Origin of the sequence: Thalassolituus sp. UBA2590 (assembly GCF_002339775.1) — a bacterium.
Classification (GTDB): Bacteria; Pseudomonadota; Gammaproteobacteria; order Pseudomonadales; family Oceanobacteraceae; genus Thalassolituus.
Window position 1 is genome coordinate 1 of record NZ_DDKU01000083.1, and the last position, 14,250, is coordinate 14,250.

At 52.8% G+C, this 14,250-nt stretch carries 16 protein-coding genes; 2 read left to right on the forward strand and 14 right to left on the reverse strand.

The annotated features are described in order from the left end of the window. On the forward strand, positions 1 to 727 hold a 727-nt coding region (locus B2067_RS07950), incomplete at its 5' end, for an SGNH hydrolase domain-containing protein (protein WP_301388046.1). Here the strand turns inward: B2067_RS07950 and B2067_RS07955 are convergent. The 7 genes from B2067_RS07955 to B2067_RS07985 all read right to left on the reverse strand — a co-directional run bounded on the left by B2067_RS07955 (position 717) and on the right by B2067_RS07985 (position 7,467). Beyond that, positions 717 to 1,061 (reverse strand): DUF6164 family protein, encoded by a 345-nt coding sequence (locus B2067_RS07955; RefSeq protein WP_273087824.1) that lies wholly within the window; start codon positions 1,059 to 1,061, stop codon positions 717 to 719. The two genes, B2067_RS07950 and B2067_RS07955, sit on opposite strands and share 11 nt — an antisense overlap. Beyond that, on the reverse strand, positions 1,042 to 2,559 hold the full coding sequence (gene lnt / locus B2067_RS07960) for an apolipoprotein N-acyltransferase (protein WP_301388047.1): 1,518 nt from the start codon (positions 2,557 to 2,559) through the stop codon (positions 1,042 to 1,044). The genes B2067_RS07955 and lnt overlap by 20 nt, the downstream gene beginning before the upstream one ends. 8 nt (positions 2,560 to 2,567) lie before the next feature. Continuing rightward, on the reverse strand, positions 2,568 to 3,404 hold the full coding sequence (locus tag B2067_RS07965; RefSeq protein WP_068436533.1) for an HlyC/CorC family transporter: 837 nt from the start codon (positions 3,402 to 3,404) through the stop codon (positions 2,568 to 2,570). A 62-nt stretch (positions 3,405 to 3,466) separates the two neighbouring features. Further along, the gene (gene ybeY, locus B2067_RS07970; protein WP_273087831.1) at positions 3,467 to 3,943 is read right to left on the reverse strand and encodes an rRNA maturation RNase YbeY; all 477 of its coding nucleotides are present in this window, start codon (positions 3,941 to 3,943) and stop codon (positions 3,467 to 3,469) included. Further along, positions 3,940 to 5,040, reverse strand: coding sequence for a PhoH family protein (locus tag B2067_RS07975; RefSeq protein ID WP_414716418.1), 1,101 nt, complete (start codon positions 5,038 to 5,040; stop codon positions 3,940 to 3,942). Before B2067_RS07975 ends, ybeY begins: the two co-directional genes overlap by 4 nt. A gap of 23 nt (positions 5,041 to 5,063) precedes the next feature. Continuing rightward, on the reverse strand, positions 5,064 to 6,413 hold the full coding sequence (miaB, locus tag B2067_RS07980) for a tRNA (N6-isopentenyl adenosine(37)-C2)-methylthiotransferase MiaB (protein ID WP_273087835.1): 1,350 nt from the start codon (positions 6,411 to 6,413) through the stop codon (positions 5,064 to 5,066). Positions 6,414 to 6,525: 112 nt separating this feature from the next. Continuing rightward, positions 6,526 to 7,467 carry a hypothetical protein gene (locus B2067_RS07985; RefSeq protein ID WP_068436542.1) on the reverse strand — a complete coding sequence of 314 codons (942 nt, stop codon included), beginning with the start codon at positions 7,465 to 7,467 and terminating at the stop codon, positions 6,526 to 6,528. 307 nt (positions 7,468 to 7,774) lie between these two features. On the opposite strand from B2067_RS07985, the gene B2067_RS07990 reads away from it, so the two are divergent. Beyond that, complete coding sequence (locus tag B2067_RS07990; RefSeq protein ID WP_068436544.1) at positions 7,775 to 8,377, forward strand: hypothetical protein; 603 nt, start codon at positions 7,775 to 7,777, stop codon at positions 8,375 to 8,377. Between the two features lie 37 nt (positions 8,378 to 8,414). On the opposite strand, the gene B2067_RS07995 is transcribed toward B2067_RS07990, so the two are convergent. The 7 genes from B2067_RS07995 to B2067_RS08025 all read right to left on the reverse strand — a co-directional run bounded on the left by B2067_RS07995 (position 8,415) and on the right by B2067_RS08025 (position 14,145). Further along, positions 8,415 to 8,591, reverse strand: a complete 177-nt coding sequence (locus B2067_RS07995; RefSeq protein ID WP_301388049.1) for a hypothetical protein — start codon at positions 8,589 to 8,591, stop codon at positions 8,415 to 8,417. Between the two features lie 16 nt (positions 8,592 to 8,607). Next, positions 8,608 to 9,177, reverse strand: a complete 570-nt coding sequence (locus B2067_RS08000) for a TetR/AcrR family transcriptional regulator (protein ID WP_301377019.1) — start codon at positions 9,175 to 9,177, stop codon at positions 8,608 to 8,610. A gap of 79 nt (positions 9,178 to 9,256) precedes the next feature. After that, positions 9,257 to 10,477, reverse strand: coding sequence for a multidrug effflux MFS transporter (locus B2067_RS08005; RefSeq protein WP_301388050.1), 1,221 nt, complete (start codon positions 10,475 to 10,477; stop codon positions 9,257 to 9,259). Positions 10,478 to 10,620: 143 nt separating this feature from the next. Beyond that, positions 10,621 to 11,712, reverse strand: coding sequence for a redox-regulated ATPase YchF (gene ychF / locus B2067_RS08010; protein ID WP_297532411.1), 1,092 nt, complete (start codon positions 11,710 to 11,712; stop codon positions 10,621 to 10,623). 56 nt (positions 11,713 to 11,768) lie between these two features. After that, positions 11,769 to 12,356: an aminoacyl-tRNA hydrolase gene (gene pth / locus B2067_RS08015; protein WP_297532408.1), complete on the reverse strand. Its 588-nt coding sequence runs from the start codon at positions 12,354 to 12,356 to the stop codon at positions 11,769 to 11,771. A gap of 83 nt (positions 12,357 to 12,439) precedes the next feature. Further along, a complete protein-coding gene (locus tag B2067_RS08020; RefSeq protein ID WP_297532407.1) occupies positions 12,440 to 13,084 on the reverse strand; it encodes a 50S ribosomal protein L25/general stress protein Ctc in 645 nt (214 codons plus the stop codon). 119 nt (positions 13,085 to 13,203) lie between these two features. Continuing rightward, a complete protein-coding gene (locus tag B2067_RS08025) occupies positions 13,204 to 14,145 on the reverse strand; it encodes a ribose-phosphate pyrophosphokinase (RefSeq protein WP_068442327.1) in 942 nt (313 codons plus the stop codon). Positions 14,146 to 14,250 lie beyond the last annotated feature (105 nt).

The window sequence follows — 14,250 nt, forward strand, 5'->3', positions numbered from 1 at the left end:
TCATGCAGGTGCTATTTTCGATTACGCGGATGATTATCTGACCGAAGCCGGTGTGTCCGCCATTGCTGTAAGTGGCGGCTACTGTGCTCCGTTGTTAAATGGCTTTGAGGCAGAGGAAGGCTGTGCGGACATCATGTCGTCCGCGTTTGAGTCGATTCTTGAAAATCCAGACGTTGATACGGTTATTATGCTGGCAGAATGGGCGATTTATACCGAGGGTTTCAGAGATAACGATACACCCCGCAAAGTAAGAGATAACGAAGGCCGTGCATCCCTAGTTTCTGATAATGCGACTGTCCTTGAACGCTCAATGGAGGAAACCATGGCTAGTATTGAGTCGGCCGGTAAGAATATCATCCTCGTTTTCCCTGTTCCTGAGTTTGAGCAACGCGCAAACGACTTTGTCGAGAAAGCCATGTTTCTCGGCTATGCCGAAAGTATCGATCAGGCGGTCTCATTGCTGCCTGCGCTTGATCAAGCAGAATATCGCCTTCGGAATCACAGAGTGTTACCGCTGCTTGAGCAATATGAAAATAAGGTCACACTCCTACCTGTGCAGCATCTGTTTTGTGAGGCTGGATCTTGCAGGCAGTATGACGAAAATAAGAGATTGCTTTTTTCGGACTCAAACCACGTAAACTATTACGGGGCAGAGCGGGTAGTGAATGAGATCTTCGGTGAAGTTATTGATACTCGAAGTGAACGCTCGAGATTCTCTACTCTGTAAACGCCCCAAGAAATGGCAGTACCGATAAACCTATGATCGCTGCAATGGCGATCAGGGTTAAGATAAAACTGGTCGGGCGCTCATAGAAGCGCTGACCCATGGTTGGTATCGGATGCTGCCGTACTTCTTCCAGCCAGTCTTCCTGAATTTTATCGAGAAGAGCGCGGGCGTCGGTGTAGTCGTCTTCGTTTTTTAACCAGATGGCTGCAAGTGAAATCCCCCAGCGGCCTTGATTGGTTTCGTAGTAATCAACGTTAGCCTCATCAAGACGCTCGCGAACAAAGTTTGCTTCTTCTTCTGTCACGCCATTGAGTTTAAAGAGCAGTTTCGCCACGACCTTTCCTTTGAATAAGGGTTGCAAGTGCAATCAGGGTGAATGCGAAACACAGCAGTGGCAATACACCAATTTTCATATACAGGGTTTCGCCCGTGCGACGCTCTGCAACCGAGCTGAAACTGGTGCGCTCACTGACCGGGATGCGGTCTGTGATTTCACCTTTGTGATTCACCAGCGCTGAAATACCTGTGTTAGTAGAGCGCAGAATCCAGCGGCCGGTTTCAAGTGCCCGCATCTGTGCCAGCGCCATATGTTGCTTAGGTCCGAGTGAATCCCCAAACCAGGCATCGTTGCTGATGGTTACCAGCAGGTCGGCACTCTTTGCGGTTTCCAGTACCAGATCCGGGTAAGCGATTTCGTAGCAGATATAGGGAGCGACTAAGGCCAGTTCGGTTGAGTCACCTTGATGCACGGTGACTTTCAGCAGGTCCTGATCGATTTCACCGGCGCGGAAGCTGGACATAGGCAGATCAAAAAACGGAATGAGGCCACGGATCGCACTTTCAAGCGGAATATATTCGCCAAACGGTACCAGTCGTTGCTTGTGGTAAACGCCTTCGCCATCACCAAAAGCGATGATGCTGTTGTGGTATTCGCCTTCTAACTCGGTACCGCGTGGCCAGCGAAACGGAATACCAGTAATGACAGTGCTGTTATTTTCCTGCAGCTCTTCGGCAAATAATTCCATGTAAGGCTGATAGCGTTGATAGAGCAGAGTGATTGCAGTCTCTGGCCACAGAATCAGATCATTACCCAGCAGTGGTCGGGTATCTGCCTGATAGCGATCGATGGTCGGGAAGATTTCTTCGTTCAGCCATTTGCGGTTCTGTTCCACATTCCCCTGAACGACACCTACGGACATAGTGCCGGTCGCGTGGGTCCAGTTAACCTGCTTCAGTGCGTCGCCCGCTGGCCACAGTAAAAGGGGCATTAAATACACCCAGTTGCGGGTCTGCACGACAATGACCAGTGAGGCCGCTGTCAGAGCCAGAATAAACGAAATAACGTAAGCACCTGACACTGGCGCCCAGCCGGACAGCCAGGTAAAGAGGTGAGCGTCGCCGGCGTACAACCAGGGGAAGCCGGTTAAGAACCAGCTTCGACACCATTCCTGTAAGAGCCAGAAGCTTGCGAAACTGAATGTCGTCAATGAGTGCCCACTGAGTTTCTGACGCAACAGAAACCAGAAGGCGGGGATGAGTGCGAGAAAACCTGCAAAGAGCGCTACAGCCGGCACCGCTAACCAGGCGGGTGTGCCACCGTGGTCATGCATGCTGACGTAAATCCACGAGACACCCAATCCGAACTGCCCAAGGCCGAACAACCAGGCGCGCTTAAAGGCGGCTTTGCCCGTGTCGCTTTTCTGTAGCGCATAGAACAGAGCGCCAAGGCTGACGAGGCCCAATGGCCAGAGAAAATAAGGGGCGAGGGCAAACGGAAACAGCGCGCCTCCCACTAGGGCGATCCATGATGGCAGGGCGGCGCGTGTGAACATAATCGGGCTCAGTCGTCGGTATGAACTTCAAGCAGGTTAATCTGACGGCTGGTGCCGTTGATAACACGGAATTTCATACCCTCAATGCGGATGCTTTCATTACATTCAGGCACCCGGCCGAAATGATGTGTGACGATGCCGCCAATGGTGTCGAAGTCAGCGTTAGGGAGCTTCGCATCCAGCGCTTCATTGAAGTCGCTGAGTGGCGTCAGGGCTTTCACGGTGTAGACACCCGGATCGACTTCTTTGATGTTGTTTTCTTCGTCGTCGAAGTCATGCTCGTCTTCGATGTCGCCAACGATCTGCTCCAGAACGTCTTCGATGGTTACCAGACCGGCTACGCCGCCGAATTCGTCGACCACAATGGCCATGTGGTTACGGTTTGAGCGGAACTCCCGCAGCAGCACGTTCAGACGTTTGCTCTCAGGAACAAAGATGGCCGGGCGCAGAATATCGCGCACGCGGAAATCATCGGCGTTATCTTTAACCACCAACGGCAGCAGGTCTTTGGCGAGCAGAATACCGCTGACTTCGTTCGGGTTTTCGCTGATCACAGGGAAGCGCGAGTGCGCTGAATCGATAATACGTGGCAGGTACTCTTTCAGGCTTTCGTTTTCCTGAATGGAGGTCATCTGCGAGCGAGGAATCATGATGTCGCGAACCTGCATGTCTGAGACTTGCAGCGCGCCTTCAATAATAGTGAGCGTTTCGGTGTCGACGATGCTGCGGTCAGCCGCTTCTCGTACGATGTCTTTCAGGTCCTGCCGGGTGCGTGGTTCGTCCGTAAACAGGTCGCTTATTTTTTCCAGCCAACTTCGGGGTTGGCCCGATCGGTCTTCGCTCATGATGCCTCTTTTCTCCGGATGGGATACGTCAGACCGGAGGTAATTTCCTATGTGTAAACTGCTTACTCAGTATCCGCAGCGTATGGGTCGGGATAGCCGAGCGAAGCCAGCAAGTCGCGCTCCAGCGCTTCCATTTCTTCGGCTTCGTCGTCCTTTATATGGTCGTACCCCAGTAAATGCAAGCAACCGTGGATTACCATATGTGCCCAGTGGGCCTCGGTAGTCTTTGCCTGCTCCTGCGCTTCCTGTTCAACCACGCCGACACAGATGATGAGATCACCCAGTAACTCAAGCGGTATGCCCGGAGGCATTTCAAAAGGAAACGACAGTACGTTGGTGGGTTTGTCTTTGCCGCGATACTCACTGTTCAGAGCCTGACTTTCTTCTTCGTCGGTCAGGCGAATGGTCAGCTCGGGTTCCTCAAAATCAGTACGGCCTTTAAGCGCAGTGCTTGCCCATAGGGTGAGCTGCTCTTCGGTCGGCAAGGTATTGAGGTGCTCGATACTTTCAGCAAGCTGAACATCTAACAGCAGGTTCATTCGCCGTGATCTTCGCTGGGATGACTCGCCTGAGCAGCGAGTGCATCGGCCTTGGCCTGCGCTTTTTCAGCAGCGCGGCGCGCGTCTTCTTTCTCGTCGTGTTTGTCGTACGCATCAACGATCCGCTGAACCAGTGGGTGGCGTACTACGTCACGGTTATTAAAGCGGGTGATGCCGATGCCTTCGACGCCGTCGAGCACTTCCAGACCGTGTTTCAGGCCCGAATACACACCTCGCGGCAGGTCGACCTGGGTGATGTCGCCGGTAATCACGGCTTTAGAGCCAAAGCCAACCCGGGTCAGGAACATTTTCATCTGTTCTTTCGTGGTGTTCTGACTTTCATCGAGAATCACAAACGAATGGCTCAGAGTCCGACCACGCATGTAAGCCAGTGGGGCGATCTCAATCTGATTGCGTTCAATCATCTTGGTAACGGCTTCAAAACCCAGCATCTCGTACAGAGCGTCATATAACGGGCGCAGGTACGGATCAATTTTCTGAGCCAGGTCACCGGGCAGGAAGCCGAGCTTTTCACCGGCCTCAACCGCAGGGCGCACCAGCAGAATACGTTTCACATCATCGCGCATCAGGGCTTCAACGGCGGTGGCAACGGCAAGGAAGGTTTTGCCCGTACCGGCCGGGCCTATACCGAAGTTGATGTCGTATTTGCGTACCTGATCCAGATACTCAAGCTGGTTCTCGCCTCTGGGCTTAATCACCGCCAGTGGAGTCTTGATGATGCCTTTGTCGGCGTCGTAGGTGCGCTTACCGCGCTGCGACGGCCGGGCACTGTCTTCCTGTAGAAACAGGTGAATCAGGTCGGGGCTGATTTCAGTGCCTTTGCCGGTTTCTTTGTAGAGGCGCTGCAGTAAGTCGGCGGCACGTTTGGCCGGGCCGACTTTGCCCTCGATCTGAAAGCGGTTGCCGCGATTAAAAATGTCCAGCTCGTAATGATCAGCAATCTGCTTGATATGTCCGTCCAGATTGCCGCACAGGTTTGCGAGACGACTGGCGTCATCCGGCTCCAGAGTAAAACTCACGGCATGCTGTTTAGCGGTCGGTTCAGGGCTTGTGCTGCTTTGCTGCTCGTCGGACAAATTGACCTCGATATGATGGTTGATCAGTACGCTTGCGACGCGTCAATGATGACGCCACGCAGGCTGTTCGGGTAGGCATCTTCAATGCTGACCCGGACGAATTTTCCGATCATAGACTGATCGTCACACTTAAAGTTTACCACCCGGTTGTTTTCGGTGCGGCCTTGAAGCTCGCCTGGGTCTTTCTTAGACACGCCAGTCACCAGAATGACTTCTTCACGTCCGACCATGCGGCGGCTGATCTGCTGTGCATTCTGCACAATACGGTCCTGCAGTATCTTCAGACGTTGCTTCTTCAGTGATTCGGGGGTGTCATCATCCAGCTGCGCTGCTGGGGTACCAGGGCGGGCGCTGTAAACAAAGCTGAATGAGGTGTCAAAACCGATCTCGTCGATCAGTTTCATGGTGTCGAGAAAGTCTTCTTCCGTCTCACCCGGGAAGCCGATGATAAAGTCGGATGAAATTGAGATATCAGGGCGCAGTTCGCGCAGACGGCGGATCTTATCGATATAAAGATCAATTTCGTGGCCACGTTTCATGGCTGCAAGAATGCGGTTAGAGCCGCTCTGAACCGGCAGGTGTATGTGGCTGACCAGCTCAGGAACTTCCGCGTAAACCTCGATCAAGCTGTCGCTGAACTCGACCGGATGAGACGTTGTAAATCGGATGCGGTCAATGCCATCGATTTCGGCTACCTGAGTAATCAGTTCGGCCAGGTCTGCATAGTCATCATCGCCCGTGTCACCCTGATAGGCGTTCACGTTCTGCCCAAGCAGGTTAATTTCACGCACGCCCTGAGCTGCGAGCACTTCACATTCTTTCAGCACGTCAGCCAATGGGCGGCTGACTTCTTCGCCGCGGGTGTAGGGTACGACGCAGAAGGTGCAGTATTTTGAGCAGCCTTCCATCACAGAAACAAACGCCGAGCTGCCTTCAGACTTAGGGGCAGGCAGGTGATCAAACTTTTCGATTTCCGGGAAGGTCACGTCTACAACCTGAATCGCATTACTGGCCTTGTTCACCATCTCTGGCAGGCGGTGCAGCGTCTGTGGGCCAAAGACCATATCCACAAAAGGCGCGCGTTTCATGATGGCGTCGCCTTCCTGGGAGGCAACACAGCCACCGACACCAATCTTCAGGTCTGGATTGGTCGTTTTCAGGTTCTTCCAGCGGCCCAGCTCGTGGAAGACTTTCTCCTGTGCCTTCTCACGGATAGAGCAGGTATTCAGCAGAATGACGTCAGCCTCTTCAGGGTTGTCCGTGACCACCATTTTATGGCTTTCACCCAGCATGTCGGCCATACGTGACGAATCGTATTCGTTCATCTGGCAACCGTGGGTTTTGATGTAAAGCTTTTTCGCCTGTTCAGTCATACTGCTGTGTCTGGTCGTTCAAAAAAAGGGGCGACAGTATACAGCCTCTGCTCACTTATTCGCCAGTGCTGAGACAGAGAAAGCCGGGTTGTCGACCCAGCTGTATCGTGGGTCAGCGCTGAATTACATCTTCAATTTCTTCAGCCAGCTGACGTGATTGCTCATCCATGGGCAGGTGGCGGATGTCTGGGTATTTCAAAGCGACAGCGATGTTGTACAACCAGCGTTCGATACGCAGAACTAACGCTTCAGCGTTGTCTTTATCTGCGTCCAGAACCTCATTGCTCATTGCCAGAATGATCTGGGCATGGTCGGCGGCGGTTTTTGCTGCTTCCCGCTGCGCAGCGATCTCTGCGTCAGCCCGGGGGGCTTTGCTGATGAGGTCTTCTGCGGAAGCCAGCGCTGTTGTTGCTGTGCTGAAACTGCGCGGAATTAACTTTTCGGCGCCAGCTTCTCGCATAGCGTCAATCCGGTTCCGGATCTGCTGCAGCTGGATGAAGCCAATGGTCCGGACCTCAAGGTCGTGCATATCCAGCAGAAGCTGGCGTTGCGTCTGGCTGGCGCTTGCTGGTGCGCCCGTAGTCTCTAAGGTCCGGATAATGCTGTCGAGATCTTCATTGACCGCGCGATAATCACTTGGGTAATAGGTGTCTGAGCGGATACTGTTCAGAACCTCCAGATGCGCCAGAGAGGGCGCCAGGGTTTCCCGAGCAATTAAGGTGTGATACTGCGCTTTTTCAAACGTAGCCAGAGCTGTTAAGGCCAGTTCTCTGACTTCGTTGTCAGCTTTGCCTTTGTCACGGGCCTGCTTCGCATCGTTGAGATAGTCGTTGGCAGAGTCAGTCATGGCCGGTGCAAAGCGGTAAGTTTCCTGAGCTTTGGCCTGGCTTTTCTGCTGTTCGGCCTCTTTGATCAAGGTCGCCCCGGAGCGCACCGTACTGACAGCCTCCCGGCTGGCACGGTCCTGAATTCTATCGAGCCCCTGTGGCGTTGAGGCACAACCCGCCAGAACCGTTGTGGCGAACAGAATTCCAATGAGCGGATAACGGGTCATAAGAACAATCTCCTTCGGCAGACCTTGATTACGCTAGAAACGGACGCAGTTTATCATGGAGCACAGAGCGGCTCTGCTTTAATCAGAGTTGCCCCGGCAGAACAGGAATATGCAGGGAGTTCCCGACGGCCTGTTATGACCGCTTTGACGCCTCTCTGTGTGAACTGCAGCAGCTTTACACAATATGGGGCTTGTGTCGGAAGGTGACGGTTGCTATACATTCAGACAGGTGTTGCAGAAAGGGGGACACGGCTCAGACTGCCTGTTACAGGCCAAACCCGATCCAGGTGAATAAGGAGTTGACCTTATGAACGCAGAAATGCAACCGCTTTACTGGCGTATTCAGAATAACGATAACTCAGGCTTTGACGCGGTCAGTCTGCTGATGCCAGCGGGAGAAGGCGAACCTGCCACTCTCGTACCCACCGAAGTTAGTTTTTGTTCCCGACGCACTGGTACACAGGCGGTAGACGTGCGCTGGACGGACGAAGATTCAGATCTGTTTATGCATCTTCTTGAGCGTGTATCCGATGATCATGCTGATGAAACCGATGAGGGCATGGTGTTGGACATTAACGATGGTGTCGTTCAGGGGATTGTTCAACTTGTTGCCCTGGCACGCTTTAAGACGCCTTGGCCGAGTGATGATCTGGTTGCCGGAGACATTAACACTGTCCGCGAAGACATCGAAATCGGAGATCTGGTTGCTATTCACACCCAGTATGGATGCCCGATGGCAATCGTGGTCGGTATGGATTCTATTGATCTGACGTGTATCTTACTTGAAGACATCGAAGCAGAGGGCGTTTCGATCGTCCCTGAACACAGTGTCTTTGTGATTAACCGGGACAGTGCATTGCCGCCAGCCTTTGCTGAAAGCGATACAGGGGAAGACGCCGTTTTCCATTAACGGTGTTCTGGTCAACAGATTACGGCGTGGGGGCTGCTTACTCGGCAGTCGCCTCGGCGCTGTTACGCACACGGCGGCGCTCAAGTGCGATAGTGCCAATCAGGTCGTAGTAGTCAGTACTGGCCGTCGCCTTAGCAGCACGTCCCATGGACTCATTCGCTGCCGTTCCGCTTGCTGTCGCCTGCTTTTCTGCATCAATCAGTGCTGTAGCCATCTTACTCTCCTGAATATCAGTCGCGTTTCTCTATTGCTCCCCAGCAGATGCTGAGCAGCATTTCATCGGTCACTTCCGTGGGTACGGCACAGGGCGCGTTACGATCGGTACGTAACAGCGTCGAAATCCCACCGTACACGAACACCCCCAGTACATCGTCGGGGATATCTTTAATCAGTCCTTCTTCCCTACCGCGCTCGAACAGAGGATCAATCTTCTCTTTCAGGCGACGCTTTCCTTGTTCCTGCAGCTCACCACGTATTGCAGGGGCAACGCTTAACTGATCAAGGAGCAGGGCGTCTCGGGGAACTTCACGCATGTAGTGATATAGATTGAGCCACACGCTGTTCAATTGTTCCCTTACGCTTGCGTTTTCATCGACATCCTTCAGGCAAGCGTCTGAAAAACGCTCCATCAGGGTCAGGTAGACATCTTCTATCAGCTCTTCCTTGGTTTCGAAGTAACGGTAGATAGTTCCCGCGCCACAACAGGCTTCTTTGGCAACCATTGAAATTGGCGTTGCCTGAAGGCCGTTCTCTGCAATCAGATCGCAGGTGGCGGTGATGATAAGTTCGCGTTTATCCATTTTCTTCATAAAGCGGAATGAACGTTCATTCTGATACTCCTGAGCAATTTACTCAAGTATTGATTGTTGCTTGTATGCATCAGTCTGTTGCGGATGCGTGAATGCCGCTCTGACTTGCCTCTGATTGGCTGGCTTTGCGAGCGAAGAGCAGAAATACCAGTGCGAGAGAGGCGGTCAGCAGGGACACCTCCATCATCGGTACTGGCGTATGGTCGTGGAGTTTTCCCCATAGGAGTCCCGCGAGAGCGCCGCCACTGAACTGTATGACGCCCATCAGTGCCGTGGCTGACCCTGCAACCTCACGGAAATACTGCATGACGGTGCCCATGGTATTGGCTGTGATCAGGCCCAGAGAGCCGACATAGATCATCAGTAGCGGCAGAACCACAGGGAGCTTGAAGTGAGGCGACAGAGCAAGTAGCAGTAGCGCCAGTGCTGACGCGAACTGCAACAGAATTCCTGCGGTCAGCAGCCGCTGCGGAGACCAGTAACGGAGCCAGAATATATTCAGCCGGTTCATCAGCATGATGACAATGACATTCGCACCGAATAACCAGGGGAATGTCTGCTCGTTCTGTTCAAAGTGTTCCAGATACAGGTACGGCGATGCGGTGATAAATACAAACATGCCACTGTATGCACTTGCCAGCATCAGAATATACCGACGTGCGACGCGGTGCTTCAGGACAGTCGCATACCCCGCCCACGGCGAACGCTTAATCCTCCGGTGAGGAGGGTGGCTCTCAGGAAGTTGCCAGACCAGAATTCCGATAAGAATGGCGGCGTAGGCACTGAGAATACCGAAGATACTTCTCCAGCCGCTGAAGGTCAGTACCAGAGATCCTAACAAAGGCGCAGCGAGTGGAGCGGCCATCATGATCATGGCTACCATAGACAGTACTCTGGCAATGTCAGTGCCATCGAAATGGTCACGGACAATGGCGGTCGAGTTCACGACGGCAAGTCCACCGCCTATTGCCTGCAAGCCGCGGAGCAGTAACAGACCATCAAGAGAACTTACGTGGGTCAGAGCAACGCTGGCGATGCCAAATAAGGTTAAGCCCAGAAAAATGACTGGTCGGCGGCCAACGCGGTCAGAGAGTGGGCCACCCGTAATCTGACCGAGCGCAAACCCAAGCAGGAAGGTGCTGACAGAGAGCTCGACATGATGAATGTCACTGCTTAACGACCCAGCCATGGCTGCCATCGCGGGCAGGTACATATCGATGGAGAGCGGACCAATGGCGGTCAGCATGGCCAGCAGAAGTGGCAGTGGTAGTCGGAATGCAGGAGTCGTCATAAATCACCGGGCAGTTTACAGCCTCTAGTCTAGTTGTTTCGCTGGTGAATTAAGAGAGTGGGAAAATGAATTGATTGTTCCAATAAGTTTGGCTTCCGGGAGAACCCCTGAAGCCAAACCTTGATAAACGACTTTTGCGTTGATCAGACGTTGAAGCGGAAGTGGATAACGTCGCCGTCTTTGACGATGTACTCTTTACCCTCTAAGCGCCACTTACCGGCTTCCTTCGCACCGTTTTCGCCGTTGTACTCAATGAAGTCGTCGTAGCCAACCACCTCGGCACGGATGAAGCCGCGCTCAAAGTCAGTGTGAATCGCAGCGGCCGCACGCGGTGCCGTTGAGCCTACTTTGATGGTCCAGGCGCGTACTTCTTTAACACCTGCGGTAAAGTAGGTCTGTAGGCCCAGAAGTTGATAACCAGCGCGGATAACGCGGTCCAGCCCCGGTTCTTCCATGCCCATCATTTCCAGGAAGTCGGCCTTTTCGTCGTCTTCCAGTTCTGAAATTTCGGCTTCAATCTTGTTGCATACCACGACCACTGAAGCACCTTCTGATGCAGCGACTTCGCGTACTGTATCCAGATAAGGATTATCCTCAAAGCCTTCTTCTGAAACGTTGGCGATGTACATGGTTGGTTTGGTGGTCAGAAGATGGAATTGACGTGCAACACGTTTCTCATCGTCGTCCATATCCAGCATGCGCGCGGTTTTGCCTTCTTCAAAATGAGGAATCAGCTTCTCAAGCAGGGCCTTCTGAGCGATGGCGTCTTTATCACCACCTTTCGCGGTGCGGGTGACTCGCTGCAGCTGTTTCTCACATGAATCAAGGTCAGCCAGCACCAGCTCAGTATTGATGATGTCGATATCGGCCGCAGGGTCTACCTGATTCGCTACGTGAATAACGTTGTCGTCTTCGAAGCAGCGTACAACGTGCGCAATCGCGTCTGTTTCGCGGATGTTGGCCAGAAACTGGTTACCCAGACCTTCACCTTTTGATGCACCAGCGACCAGGCCTGCGATATCGACGAATTCCATGGCGGTTGGAATGACTTTCTCAGGGTTAACGATCGCTGCCAGTGCATCAAGGCGTGGATCGGGCATGTTCACCATGCCAGTGTTAGGCTCAATGGTACAGAAGGGGAAGTTCTCTGCCGCGATGCCTGATTTGGTCAGAGCGTTGAAGAGTGTTGATTTACCGACGTTGGGCAGACCAACGATTCCGCATTTAAAGCCCATTTCTGTATCCCGATCGTATGTTTGGTTGGTGTATCTGATTACTTGTGGCGGGTATTTTACCCTTTAAAGCTGTGAAGTCGATTCATAGCTTTCGGCAAGTCACCGGCGATCGCATCTGGCAGTACACGTATTGCCTCATCGATGACACTGTCGATGGCTTGTTGTTCTGCTTTGCTGGCGCGTCCCAGTACATGACCGGTGACCAGATTTTTATCACCCGGGTGACCAATACCGACCCGCAGGCGATGGAAATCTTTCTGATTGCTCATACGAGCGATGATATCGCGAAGACCGTTCTGTCCACCGTGACCGCCTCCGGTTTTGAACTTGGCAACGCCAGGGGGCATGTCCAGTTCGTCATGGACGACCAGAATTTCGCTGGTTTTGATTTTGTAGAAGTTCGCTAATGCGGCTACCGCCTGACCACTGCGATTCATAAAGGTCGTTGGCATAAGGAGATAGCATTCCTGACCGCCAATGCGCCCTTTGCCAGAGAGTCCGAAGAATTTTTTGTCTGGTGAAAGCGTGATGCCTTCCTGTCGGGCGAGGCGTTCAACCAGCCAGAAACCGGCATTGTGGCGGGTGTTTTCGTATTCTGCGCCTGGGTTGCCAAGGCCTACGATTAAGCGAATTGGATCAGCCATACAATGTCCATTCGATATCAGTGTGATAAATAGCAGACAATAAAAAAGCGGGGACAAGCCCCGCTTTTCTCTGAGCGCAACGATTACTCGTCGCCGCCTTCAGCTTCAGCGTCTTCAGCTTCGTCTTCTTTCGAACCTTTAGGCTCGATTACAGAAACAACTGAAGTATCGTGTTCTTCACCGTGTGACAGTGCCAGAGACTCAACGCCTTTAGGCAGTTTCAGGTCAGACAGGTGGATTACACCGCCAACTTCAACGTCAGCCATGTCGATTTCGATGTACTCTGGCAGGTCGCCAGCGGCACATACGATTTCAAGGGTGTTCATCTGGTGCATAATCTTACCGCCGCCGAGCTTAACGCCTTTACAGGTGTCTTCGTTCAGGAAGTGCAGTGGAACGGTAGTAGTGATCTTAGAAGACTTGCTTACGCGCTGGAAGTCAGCGTGCCAGATCAGGTTCTTCGCAGGGTGACGCTGCAGATCCTTCAGGATTACAGTTTCGTCTTTTCCATCAACAGACAGAGTGATCATTGAGCTGTAGAAAGCTTCTGATTCCAGAGCTTTGTTCAGTTCATTCGCCTTCAGAGTGATAGGCGTAGGCTTACGGTCGTTACCACCGGCTTTACCGCCGTAGATGATTGCTGGAACGCCGTTCTCGCGACGCAGGCGGCGGCTCGCACCTTTCCCCGCATCTTCGCGAGTTACAGCAGACAAAGTGAAGTCTGACATAGTGATTTCCTCATTTCAGGATGTAAAAACCGCCGGAGTTTGCGACCAACGCCGGCGGTCGTTATAGCAACACCTTGTGGTGTTGCCGATAATCAGTTCGTTGTTCTTAAGCTCGCGGCTTAACGGAACATCGCACTGATGGATTCTTCGTTGTTTACGCGACGGATCGACTCTGCCAGCAGACCTGCAATGGTCAGTTGGCGGATCGTGCCGGTTGCGCGGGCGGCTTCAGACAGAGGGATAGTGTCAGTCACTACCAGCTCGTCGAGCTCTGCACTGGCAAGGCGTTCAATCGCGGGCCCGGATAGTACAGGATGCGTACAGTAGGCGACAACCTTTTTCGCACCAAATTCTTTCAATGCTTTCGCTGCCTGACACAGGGTACCGGCGGTATCGACCATGTCATCGACCAGAACACAGGTACGGTCTTTCACATCACCGATGATGTGCATGACTTCAGATACGTTCGCTTTAGGGCGGCGTTTGTCGATAATCGCGAGGTCAACGTTAAGCTGCTTAGCGATCGCCCGTGCACGAACAACACCACCGATGTCTGGTGATACAACGATCAGATCTTCAAAGTTCTGACGTTCCATATCGTCCAGCAGGATAGGGGAGCCATACACGTTATCCACAGGGATATCGAAGAAGCCCTGAATCTGGTCAGCGTGCAGGTCAACAGTCAGAACACGGTCAATACCAGAACCTGACATCATGTCAGCTACGGCGCGCGCAGAAATAGGCACACGAGCACTGCGTGGACGACGATCCTGACGGGCGTAGCCAAAATATGGAACAACGGCTGTGATACGGCTTGCGGATGCACGACGCAGACCGTCGGCCATCAGCAGCATTTCCATCAGGTTGTCATTGGTTGGTGCGCAGGTAGGCTGCAGGATAAAAACGTCTTTACCGCGAACGTTTTCATTAATTTCGACGGTTATCTCACCATCACTGAATTTGCCCACGGTGGCTTCGCCAAGGGAAAGATCGAGACGCTCGACGACGAGCTTAGCCAGTTCCGGATTTGCATTACCGGTAAATACCATCAACTTAGACACAGTCGTCCCCTTGATGCAGTGATTTCAAAGATGGAGGAGATAGAATTGGCTGAGGTGGCAGGACTCGAACCTGCGAATGACGGGATCAAAACCCGTTGCCTTACC